General features: G+C 36.3%; 9 protein-coding genes and 1 riboswitch. Of the genes, 8 read left to right on the top strand and 1 reads right to left on the bottom strand.

Going from position 1 to position 12,252, the window contains the following annotated elements:
• Nucleotides 1-215 precede the first annotated feature (215 nt).
• From ACX5JI_RS23065 to ACX5JI_RS23095, 7 genes are all read left to right on the top strand, one after another.
• A complete protein-coding gene (locus ACX5JI_RS23065; protein WP_459503411.1) occupies nt 216-2,189 on the top strand; it encodes a S9 family peptidase in 1,974 nt (657 codons plus the stop codon).
• A 109-nt stretch (nt 2,190-2,298) separates the two neighbouring features.
• On the top strand, nt 2,299-2,865 hold the full coding sequence (locus ACX5JI_RS23070) for a DUF4256 domain-containing protein (protein WP_459503340.1): 567 nt from the start codon (nt 2,299-2,301) through the stop codon (nt 2,863-2,865).
• A 357-nt stretch (nt 2,866-3,222) separates the two neighbouring features.
• Complete coding sequence (locus ACX5JI_RS23075; protein ID WP_459503341.1) at nt 3,223-4,131, top strand: cation diffusion facilitator family transporter; 909 nt, start codon at nt 3,223-3,225, stop codon at nt 4,129-4,131.
• Between the two features lie 476 nt (nt 4,132-4,607).
• Entirely contained in the window at nt 4,608-6,107 is a 1,500-nt protein-coding gene (locus ACX5JI_RS23080; protein WP_459503342.1) for a malate:quinone oxidoreductase, read from the top strand.
• 433 nt (nt 6,108-6,540) lie between these two features.
• Nucleotides 6,541-7,800 (top strand): multidrug effflux MFS transporter, encoded by a 1,260-nt coding sequence (locus ACX5JI_RS23085; RefSeq protein ID WP_459503412.1) that lies wholly within the window; start codon nt 6,541-6,543, stop codon nt 7,798-7,800.
• A gap of 397 nt (nt 7,801-8,197) precedes the next feature.
• Complete coding sequence (locus ACX5JI_RS23090) at nt 8,198-9,796, top strand: LPXTG cell wall anchor domain-containing protein (RefSeq protein ID WP_459503343.1); 1,599 nt, start codon at nt 8,198-8,200, stop codon at nt 9,794-9,796.
• A 387-nt stretch (nt 9,797-10,183) separates the two neighbouring features.
• A complete protein-coding gene (locus ACX5JI_RS23095; protein WP_459503344.1) occupies nt 10,184-10,687 on the top strand; it encodes a hypothetical protein in 504 nt (167 codons plus the stop codon).
• Nucleotides 10,688-10,704: 17 nt separating this feature from the next.
• Here ACX5JI_RS23095 and ACX5JI_RS23100 read toward each other — a convergent pair whose 3' ends face one another.
• Nucleotides 10,705-10,917, bottom strand: coding sequence for a DUF3951 domain-containing protein (locus tag ACX5JI_RS23100; RefSeq protein WP_459503345.1), 213 nt, complete (start codon nt 10,915-10,917; stop codon nt 10,705-10,707).
• Nucleotides 10,918-11,085: 168 nt separating this feature from the next.
• Nucleotides 11,086-11,191, top strand: a riboswitch (SAM riboswitch).
• Nucleotides 11,192-11,329: 138 nt separating this feature from the next.
• On the opposite strand from ACX5JI_RS23100, the gene ACX5JI_RS23105 reads away from it, so the two are divergent.
• Nucleotides 11,330-12,247, top strand: a complete 918-nt coding sequence (locus tag ACX5JI_RS23105; RefSeq protein WP_459503346.1) for an ABC transporter permease — start codon at nt 11,330-11,332, stop codon at nt 12,245-12,247.
• Nucleotides 12,248-12,252 lie beyond the last annotated feature (5 nt).

The following is a 12,252-nucleotide window of genomic DNA, read 5'->3' on the forward strand; positions in this document are numbered from 1 at the left end:
GGTTCAGCATAGGGAAGAGATTTTATCCTGCTATTTGCGGGCAGTCAGACTCCCACCTCGAAATTCGGCGAATGCGAGGAAGTTAGGTGGGAGATCAATTGCCCATAAAAGCCTGATTGGTTCAACGAATAATCAGTGGGGCACGGAAAAAAACACTGATGAAAGTTTCACTTTATTGAACAAATTAGATTACTAGACATTACGAGGGGGGATTAATAGAAATGAATGAAAAAACATATCTAAGTATAGAAGAGATTATTTCATTATCAACCTTGTCAGGTACAAACATAAGTGATGATGGCAAAAATGTAGCATTTGTTAAGAAGACAGCTAATTGGAAAGACAATAAATATAGGAATCATGTATGGATATATGAAAAAGATAAGGGGCAGAGTTACCCATTAACAACTAGGGATATAGATAGTACATATCCATTATGGTCTCCAGATTCTAGGGATATCGCATACCTTAGCCCAGTTGGTGACGGGGATAATAAGAAAAATCAAATCTTTGTTAAGTCAATGGATGGTGATAGTGGGGTTCAAATTACTGATGGGACAGAAGGGGTCAGTAAATTCAAATGGGAGTCTACTGGCAAGGGTTTTTATTATGTTGCACAGTCAAAAGAATCTGAGGTAATAAGGAAACGTAAGGAACTATATGGGGATTTCCATCATATAGGTAAGGAGTACCAGAATAATTGTTTATATTACATTGAAATAGAAAAAGTGATACAAAATGATAAAAATGGACACGAAAATAGCGTTGTTTATCAACTAACTGATGGAAAGGATTTTCATATCCATGAATTTGATATTTCAAATGATGGGAAAAAGGTTGTATTTATGGCTACACCAAGCCCCAATATGGGAGATTATATGAATGGAGACCTATACATACTAGATATTCAAGCTGGAGAGCTACAAAAGATGAATATAGATAAGTTGTTGGGAGGGAGCGTGTGTTTTTCTCCTGAAGGCAGCAAAATATGTTACTCAGCAAGTATAAGGGAAAAGGATTACTATAAGACCCATATACAAGACAGTACATTAGAGATATATGATATTAATAATGGAGAGCTAATTCAACCTTTAACAGATTTTGATAGTACGGTTATTCCATTACGGTGGACAGCTAAAGGAATTTTAATTAGATGGCAGGATAAAACGAATTATCTTATTGGGTTGCTATCTGGGGATGGCACTGTGGAAATGTTAAGCGAAAAAGTAGATAGCTTTATAATGGATGCTTCTATAACGAGGGATGGAAATCATATATCCTATAATAAGGCTATAACAAATGAAACCTTTGAAATCTATTTAGACGATAAAAAAATAACGAATGAAAATAGCTTTTTCGAAGGGAAGCTTAAAAGTAACAGGGAAATAATCTCATGGCAAAGTAGTGATGGTCTTGAAATAGAGGGTGTTTTATCAACCCCAATAGAGTTTGACGCAAATAAAAAATATCCCTTATTAGTGGTAATTCATGGTGGTCCGGCTTGGGCATCCTTTCCAATATTTTCAGACTGTTTTAATGAGAAATATCCTATTGAACAGTTTATCGAAAAAGGCTTTATAGTTTTAGAACCAAACTACAGGGGAAGTTCTGGTTATGGTAATGAATTCTTAAAAGCAAACTATAGAAAACTGGGAATTGCTGACTACGATGATGTTATATCTGGAGTGGATAAACTAGTTAATGAAGGGATTGCAGATAAAGATAGAGTAGGGGTTATGGGATGGAGCAACGGGGGATATATATCAGCTTTCTGTTCTACATTTAGTAGTAGATTTAAAGCTATTTCAGTTGGGGGTGGAATTACTAATTGGAGTACCCATTATGTAAATACAGATATACCTTACTTTATTAGGATGTATTTAGGAAATAATCCATGGAATGATCCAGATATATATAAGAAAACATCACCAATGACATATATTAAATCAGCCTGTACGCCCACCTTAATCCAACATGGCGAAAAGGATGCAAGAATTCCAACTCCAAATGCATATGAGCTATATCAAGGATTAAGGGATATGGAAGTTGATACAGAATTAATTATATTTAAAGGAATGGCATATAGTTCTGACCAGCCAGGAATGAATGTAGCTATTATGAAGCAGAATTTGATGTGGTTTTCACACTATATTCTTGGAGAAAGTATGAGAGATTTTAGGGCTTTATAATGGATATTTGTACAGGATACATAAGGTTGAAACAGTCTTCATATTGAGACGATTTATTATAAAATATATACTTAAACTACTATCAGTAAACACAACAAGGAGGACTAATATGACAGAGAGTAAAATGGAGTTATCAATAGAACAGCGTGAAGAATTACTTGGAGCATTGAAAGCACGCTTCGAGAAAAACATGAACCGTCATGAAGGCCTTGAATGGGCTAAAGTCCAAGCGAAGCTGGATGCTAATATTGACAAACTGTGGTCGCTTAACGAAATGGAAGTAACTGGTGGAGAACCGGATGTTATTGGTCATGATAAAGAGAAGGAGGAATATATTTTTTATGATTGTTCAGTAGAAAGTCCTAAAGGTCGCAGAAGCCTTTGTTATGATCGTGAAGGGCTAGAGTCAAGAAAAAAACATAAACCAGAAAATAATGCTATTGATGTGGCAACTGCCATGGGCATTGAACTATTAACTGAAGAGCAATACCGTACGTTGCAAAAACTTGGGAATTTCGATATGAAAACATCGAGTTGGGTACAAACACCCTCTGATATTAGAGAACTCGGCGGTGCCCTTTTTTGCGATTATCGCTTCGGACATGTTTTCTTGTATCACAATGGAGCAGAATCCTACTATGCTGCTAGAGGTTTTCGTGGTTCATTAAGAGTATAAATTTGAATTTGAGAATGGATCCGTTACGTCTGCTTGGAAATTTTGTTCTAAACGAGTTGGCGTCACTTTTGGGCGGAAATAAAGTTGTATACTAAAGTGATTGTTGTTGTAAAACATATCGCAGGAAGCATGACATGAAAAAGTCATGCTTTTTTGTCTTGTGCAACAAATAAGGATAGAAGAAACAAAGTAAGTTAGGCTCTAAATCTATAGAATCGTGAAAAAATGTTTGTATAGACCCACCCACTTTTTATTTGATAATGTATGAAGGTGCTTTAAGAGTTGATAGGTAAGTAAAACATTATGAAATCAATTACTTATATTATGTGAAAAAAGTAAAGGTAAGGTGGGATCAATATGGGTGAAAAGCGGAACTCCTCGTTAATAGCCGCGTGGATCAGTGTAATTAGCAATATCTTGCTCACTTTTATCAAAATTATAGTCGGTTTACTATTTAAAAGTCAGGTATTGTTAGCGGATGGGATTCATAACGCTGCTGATGTTGTTGCTTCGGTAGCATCATTGGGATCAATGAAAATTTCAAATCAACCGGCTGATGAGGATCATCCCTATGGCCATGGTAAAGCGGAAGTAATCTCTTCAGGAATTGTAGCTATTATTTTAACTCTCGCAGCTTTATTTATGGCCTACGAATCAATACAAGCATTATTTGCCCCAGCGGCTGATCCTCATATAATTGCTTTTATAGCAGCTGTTGTTTCTTTAGTGTGGAAACAAATTTTATATGTATATACAATACGAATTGGTCGACAAGCAAATAGTAAAGGTCTTATCGCAACTGCTTATGACCACCTTGCTGATGTGTATGCTTCAATTGCAGCTGTGATTGGAGTTGGAATTGCTTTGTTAAATAATCTATTTCCAATCCCATACGCAGCTTATGGTGATCCGTTAGCTGGTATCATTGTTTCCTTTTTTGTTTTAAAGCTTGCAATTAGTATGGGGAAAGAAGCTGTATATATATTAATGGAAGGCGGTTTACCTACTGAGAAATGTAGTGAATATAAGGAGATAATTCAGGCACATCCATTGGTGAAAAGGATTGATAGAATGCGCGCCCGTGAACATGGCCATTATATTTTGATTGATGTTAGGGTTAGTGTCCCAGCCTATTTAAGTATTCAACAAGGACACGATATTTGTAGAGAGATAAAAACGACTATTATGAAACATGATTCAGAAGTAGATGAAGTACTCATGCATTTAAATCCGTGGTATGAAGAAAATGAGCGTATTGAAGTTTAGCGTTATAAAAATAGGGAATTAGAAAGTGCTTTTGTTAGTTTAGGTAAATAATAATAGTTAGAGTTATTATAGTCATATGAACACAAAGTAGTTACGTACTTACAATGGATTTCAAGGAGGAAGTGTCCGTATGACAAATAAAAAATGTAATGAAGAGTTTAAAAAAATGGTGGTTGAATTATACCGAAAATAAAGCTTTAACCCTTGATATAAGTGGATTTAAGGCTTTATTTTTGTTTATCCCGAAAGCCTTTTAGATAGGATTCTTAACTTTGTAATAGTTTTAAATCGTTTATAATTATCAGATAATACTAGATATTTTACTCCATAAATAATTATAATAGAATATGATACGGTTTAATTCAAACAGAAAAGGTGTGTTCCTAGGTGGGGTCTAGGTGGTACCTTGCTTTTTGTTAAACTTAAGCAGGAGTGCCTATTCTTTTTTGTAAATATAGGGGATGAGGAAGATTATCATGAGTAGCATGCAGAAAAAAACAGACGTTATCTTGATTGGTGCTGGAGTTATGAGTGCGACTTTAGGATCATTACTAAAAGAGTTAGCACCTGAATGGGAAGTGAAAGTGTTTGAGAAACTAGAAAGTGCAGGCGAAGAAAGCTCTAACGAATGGAATAATGCAGGTACGGGTCATTCTGCACTATGCGAGCTTAACTATACATCCGAAAAACCTGACGGATCTATAGATATTAGTAAGGCTATCAAAATTAATGAGCAGTTTCAGCTTTCAAGACAATTTTGGTCTTATCTTGTAAATGGTAATTTAATTCGTAATCCGCAGGACTTTATTATGCCAATACCCCATATGAGTTTAGTCCAAGGAGAAAAAAATGTAACGTTTTTGAAAAAACGTTTTGAAGCGCTGTCAAACAATCCGCTGTTTCAAGGAATGGAGTTTTCCGATGAACTTGAAACATTGAAGGAATGGATGCCGCTTATCATGGAAGGTCGTACAGCGGATGAACCGATAGCAGCAACAAAAATTGATTCTGGAACAGATGTTAACTTTGGTGCGTTAACACGCATGTTGTTTGAACACTTACAGAGCAAAGATGTTGAGATAAACTACAAGCATAGCGTCCAAGATATTAAACGCGTTAATGATGGCTTATGGGAAGTGAAAGTGCATGATATTGAAAGCGGTAAAATCGAATACCATACTGCAAAATTCGTCTTTATTGGTGGCGGGGGTGGAAGTCTGCCTTTACTACAAAAAACGGGTATTCCTGAGTCAAAACATATCGGAGGGTTCCCAGTAAGCGGACTATTTATGGTATGTAACAATCCGACAGTTATCGCGCAGCACCATGCGAAAGTATATGGTAAAGCTAAAGTCGGTGCTCCTCCAATGTCTGTGCCGCATCTTGATACAAGATATATCGATAACAAAAAGACATTGTTATTTGGGCCGTTTGCTGGCTTCTCACCGAAGTTCTTAAAAACTGGTTCGAATTTTGATTTGATCGGTTCTGTAAAACCGAATAATGTTTTCACTATGCTAGCAGCTGGTGTAAAAGAGATGGGATTGACAAAATACTTGATCCAGCAAGTTATGTTATCGAATGAAAAGCGTATGGAGGAATTACATGAATTTATTCCAAATGCAAAAATCGAGGATTGGGATATAGTGGTAGCTGGGCAACGTGTGCAAGTGATTAAAGATACTGCTGCTGGTAAAGGAACACTTCAATTTGGTACGGAAGTTGTTAGTGCCGCTGATGGTTCGATAGCTGCATTACTTGGCGCTTCTCCAGGTGCTTCTACTGCTGTTCATGTTATGCTTGAAGTATTAGAAAAATGCTTCCCACAACATATGGAAGAGTGGAAACAGAAAATAAAAGAAATGATTCCTTCTTATGGTGTGGCATTAATGGAAAATCCAGAGTTTTTCCAAGAAGTTTATGATTCAACAGCGCAGACGCTTCGTTTAAGTAAAAAAGAATTGGCTTATAATTAATTCTTTGGATGCAGGATAGTTATTCTTTCTTTAATAAATATAATTCTAAAAAAACTAAGACATCACTACGATTTTGTTGTGATGTCTTAGTTTTTTAAGCTAGTATTATATGAATCATAACTTAAACTCTAGAGGCTGAATAATCACCGGGTTCTTATGTGGATCTAACCATTTTAAAGTAATATCCACGTACCCCATTTCTAGTTAAGCTACGTGTAATATGAATTGGACGGTTATCATAATTTTGAGCAGAACCAGAAAAAGATGGCTCATTTTCACCATCGATCGAGCCTAACAATTTTTCGATTGTCATCACATGGTACTAGGTTTGAGTTCCTTTTTTTGTAAAATTTATTTTTCTATGATATGCTTGACGTACGTTTTAGTTGTAACTATAATTGTTACGATTCGGAATTTATTATGGAAAGGGTGGATCATGGAAGTGAATGAAGTTAATCACGATGTATATAAACCTGTAAAAGCAAACAGGTTATGGATGATTCTTGTATTAGGGACACTCACAGCAATTGGGCCATTGTCTATCGATATGTACTTGCCTTCGTTACCAAAATTGACGGATGATTTACAAACGAATGCCTCTCTTGCTCAGCTTACTTTAACAGCATGTTTACTAGGACTTTCGGTTGGACAATTATTTGTTGGTTCAATTAGTGATATTTATGGACGGCGCAAACCGCTTATTATTGCTCTTATTATCTACGTTGCATCTTCTTTACTTTGCGCAGTTGCACCATCTATTTGGAGTTTAGTTCTTTTACGATTTTTACAAGGGGCTTCAGGCTCAGCAGGTATTGTTATATCTCGTGCTATGGTACGTGATATGTACTCAGGTTCTGAGATGACAAAGTTTTTCTCACTACTTATGTTAGTAAATGGAGCAGCGCCAATTTTAGCACCAATTATTGGAGGGCAATTGCTACAGTTTACATCATGGCGCGGAGTGTTTATCGTTCTTGGAGCGATAAGTGTATTTATGTTAGTATCAGCTACATTTGTGTTACGCGAAACATTACCTCTTGAAGAGAGGGAAACAGGTGGTTTAACAGGGACATTAGCGACATATGGGAATTTACTAAAAGATCGTTTGTTTATGGGATATGCTTTGTCTCAAGGATTAGTATCAGCAGCAATGTTTGCTTATATTTCTGGATCACCGTTTGTGTTGCAAAATATATACGGGGCATCACCACAAGAATTTAGCTTATTCTTTGCTATTAATGGTGTTGGTATTATTATTGCCAGTCAAATTACTGGCCGTTTAGCAGGGAAGGTAAGTGAGAAAACGTTATTTGTAACTGGTATTGGAATTGCGGCTGTCGGTGGTATTTCTTTACTTCTCACAATTGTACTAGGGATTGGGTTAATTAGTGTGTTATGCTCATTATTCCTTGTTGTATCGAGTGTTGGGGTCGTATCGACCACAGGTTTCTCACTAGCGATGAGAAATCAAAAACAAGCTGCAGGAACGGCATCGGCATTACTTGGCTTATTACAGTTTATTTCTGGAGCACTTGTTGCACCTTTAGTAGGTATTGGAGGTAGTAACACTGCACTTCCTATGGGCATTGTTATCGCCCTTTGTGAAGTAGGGGCCGTTGTTTGTTATATTTTTATGACGAGTCGCAGCGAAAAGCAGTATGCTCTTCAGGAAAAGAAAAATATTGATTTGTAACAAATAGAAAAGAGCCGTAACATATAGTTGCGGCTCTTTTTAGTATGTTGGGCAACAGGAGCTAGGGAGCTCTTGTTTTTTGGCGTTTTTTGTTGGTTAGTCGATATCCTTGAAAGATCGCCGATAAAATTTCATTCACCACCTCTCCACAGCCCTTTTTTCTGTAATGCGGGATAAAACTAGTTACTACGGCGGTCGAAGTGACAAGTAAGAATATGTTTTGTTTTGAAAAAAGTGCGTGAAGTTCAAAAAATCTCATTATTCGATAAATTAATTGTTTTTATCCTTCTTTTTCCTTATAATGGATATGGATTCTATTTTGCGGTTTTTATATTTTATTATGCAATGAAACTATGAAACCCGTAAACTAGAATAAAAATAAAAAAGGAGTGTTCATATGCTGAAGAAAGTAAGTGCCGTAACTCTTGTATCTCTTTTGGCTTTTTCTCCTGTTGCGGCGTTGGCAGCACCGGATGAAAATGTAAAAGAAGTACAAGTTCAAAATCAAGAAAAGGTACCTGAAAAGCAAAATGACACCAAGAATTCAGCGGTAAATGAAGGAAAAGAACAACAGAAGCAAGACAGTGTGGAAGTAAAGAAAGAAGAATCTAAAGAAGGAGTGAAGGATGTACAACAACAAGAGAAAACAGACCCACAAAAACAACAGCCTGCTCCAGAGAAGAAAATTGACCCAGTAAAAGAAGCTGAAAAAGAACAAAAGAACGAATCGAATGTGAAGGGTGAATCAGAAAAAACAGGAGTTGTAAATCCATCAGGACAACAGGTAAATACACCTCCGGCTAAAAAATCAAAAGAGGATGCTAAGGATTTAAATCAGATAGCTACTGCTGATTTTAGCGGCAAGGTAACAGGTAAAGCGAAATGGGACGCAAAAAATAACCATTATGTATTAGATGTGACTGCGACTGTAACGAATACTTCAAAGGAAAAGGTAAGCGGTGTATATCTTGGCGTTTCTATACCGAAAGGGCTAGATGGTGAATTGAAAGATTTTCCTGTACTAACACTTGAAGATGGTTCTGAAGCGATTGCATTACCATTACCAGATATGGAGCCAGGAAAAACAGTTACAAAAAACGTGAAAATACCCGTACTTGGAAATGTAGCAGGGAAACCAGTGAACAAAGATATTGAGCTATATTTAATCGATAAGAAAGAGGGATATACACCTCTTGGTAAGATTAAAGGAAGCGCAAATATTGATTTTTCCGAGATGAATAAAGATCTACGTTTTGAAGGTAAGGCAAAAGCGACAACCTGTGTACCGAATTTAAAGGAAAACCAATTTACATTAGATTTCTTATTAACGACTCAAAACTTAACAATTGAGGATTTACAAGGGTTCGATGTAGAAATTGAGGTTCCAAATGATATTAAACTGACAATTCCAGATCACTACACGCAAGGAGAAATTCCAGATTATCTAAAAGATGGTTCTTTGCAAGAGGGCACTGGAAAAGGAACGATGAACTTAGATGTTAAATGGAATGGAAATAAAGCAACAATTCCAGTTAAAACAATGGGAGCTGGAGAAGGATCTGCTTTATACTTCCAAGTTGTTGGGGAAACAGCGAAGGAATTAAAAGATTTAAAAGTTAAGTTTACAGCAAAACGTGGAGATAAAACGATTGCTGTACAAGTGCCAATAGAGAAAGTAGAACAAAAGGATTGCAAGAAACAAGATAATAAAAATACAGGTGGAAATAACAATGATGATGGAAAAGGTAATGGAGGCAATAAACCTAATACGCAAGTGCCAAATCCAAATCAAGTAAATAATCAACCAGCAAAAGTTACACCGACACCAGCGCCAACACCAACAAAAGTTACAACAACACCAGTCGTAAGTAATACACAATCTCTTCCTAAAACAGGTGCTTCAAGCAGCGATAATATGCTGACATTACTTGGCGTTGTAATGCTTGCTGGTGGTGCTTTTGCATATAGACGCAGTCGTACAACTATTAATAAATAATAAGCGGTAAAACTACATATTTGATTTTTCCGTTTACAAGAACCCGGTAGATTACCGGGTTTTTTATTGCTTTCGAAAGGTTCACTTTATGGAGATATCAGTAGTATAAAGTGACGATACTGTGACAAAAATTGTTATATGTGTATAAAAATAAGCTCATAAGTGCAAAGTGTGAAAGGTTCTCGTTATAATAACAAGTGGAGATAAGTAGTAGAGGTAGATAAAGTGAAACTTTAATCAGTGGGGGGCTTCATCCCCCACTGATTATTAGTTAAACGAGTCGGGCCTTTACGGGCAGTTGATCTCCCATCTAACTTCTTTGTATATGCTGAACTTTGAGGTGGGAGTCCTACTGCCCGTTAATGCGGGATAAAAGGAGAGTAAGAGATGAAGAAAGTGTGGGGTGTTATCTTGCTTGGAAGTATGCTTCTTTTAGCAGGATGTAACGGAAACAAGGACACAAAAGAACCGAAAGAAAAAGTAGAACAATCGGCAGAACAGACAGAAGAGATGAAAGTATATCTTGATGTGCATAAGAAGTACGATGAGAAAATGAATAAAGAGTTAAATGAAGCGGTAAAATTGTGGGAAGAAGCGAAGGAAAAAGGCGGGAAGGCATTAGTACATGCTAAGTTTAAAGAAGATGTACAGAAGGTAACGGCAAGCATGTTAGAGGATATTGATCACATGCGTAAAGAGATTCGCGTACCTAAGTCAAAAGAGCAAGAACATGAGTTGTATGTCGGTTTCTTAAACGAGACGGAACAAGCAATGAAGAAGTTAGAGAAGTTAGCGAAAGATGAGGATTCGTCATTAATTCGTGATATAGAAGTTCACTTTTCAACAGCTTCAACATACTATAAACGTTTTCAACAAGAGTTTCAAAAATAACCTCGCGATGTGCAAGGTTATTTTTTCTTTCCATCCCCGTCTTCATCTTCAGCTACTAAGATTTTCTGTTCCTCGTGAAATTCTGAAATTGTTTGACCGGTAATGTTATCGAATGGGGTATAGAAAGAAGTGATACTTTTCTTTTTAACAAATAATTTGTAGAAGCCAATGATGACTAATATGACAATTGTTAATGGTAATCCTATAACGGCCATAAGTAATGGATCCATTGTACATCTCCTTTTCGGGGTGAATCTTTTATTTTAATTATAAAGTGAAAAATGAAGTACCACCATAAAAACTGATTTTTCTAAAAACGACCTTTTGGATTGACTTTCCATTTTTTCGGAATTATAATTCAAAATATACAATTCAAACTAAATAATAATATAACAATTTACTTATCCAGAGAGGTAGAGGGACTGGCCCTATGAAACCTCAGCAGCGGGTTCTGAAAGATGAACACCGTGCTAATTCCAGCAAGCAAGGCTTGAAAGATAAGTGATGGGCATAGATGTATTAAGCCTTGATCTTATTTTTTGAGATCAAGGCTTTTTTACGTTAGGAAAAGGAGGAAAGAAGGAATAGGCATAAATAGTGCAATAAAACAAAGTAAATTCATGTGTTTAGGGGGCTATAAGAGTGTATGTTGTAAAAAAATTATCGATTATGGTATTTACGTTATGGATTATCACTACTGTGACATTTTTAATTATGCATATTATACCAGGTGATCCATTTTCATCAGATGCAAAAATTTTCCCAGAGGAAGTTGTTCAAAACATGCGGGCGAAATATCACCTAGATGAACCGTTATGGAATCAATATGTTGCTTACTTAGATGGGGTTATTCATTTTGATTTTGGGGAATCCGTTCAATCAACAGGTCAAGGCGTATCAGAAATTATTACGACAGGATTTGGACCATCGGCAATTATCGGATTACAGGCATTTATTATTTCATTATTAGTTGGAATTGCTGCTGGGACATTTGCGGCACTGTATCATGGCAAAATTATTGATTATGGGATCAGCTTATTAGCGATTTTAGGAATCTCAATTCCAAGCTTTATTTTGGCACCATTATTTATTCAATTGTTTGCTATTCAATTGGAATTACTTCCAGTTGCTTCTTGGGGCACACTTTCCCATACTGTATTACCATCATTTGCGTTAGCTTTAGGGCCAATCGCTGTTATTACGAGATTTGTTCGTTCTAATATGATTGAAGTTTTGCAAAGTGACTATATTAAGCTAGCACGAGCGAAAGGAATACCGATTCGGAAAATTATTGTAAGACATGCACTTCGAAATGCTCTTGTCCCGGTACTTACATTTGTAGGACCGCTTATGGCGGGCTTATTAACAGGGACTTTCGTTATTGAAAAAATTTTTTCAATTCCTGGTTTAGGAAAATATTTTGTAGAGAGTATCTTTAATCGAGATTATCCAGTCATTATGGGAACAACAATTTTCTACAGTGCATTGTTAATTGGATGCATCTTTATTACAGATATGATTCACCGCTTAATTGATCCACGCATTCGTTCTATTACGTGAGGAGG

The sequence above is a fragment of the Bacillus sp. C1 genome (assembly GCF_054570475.1).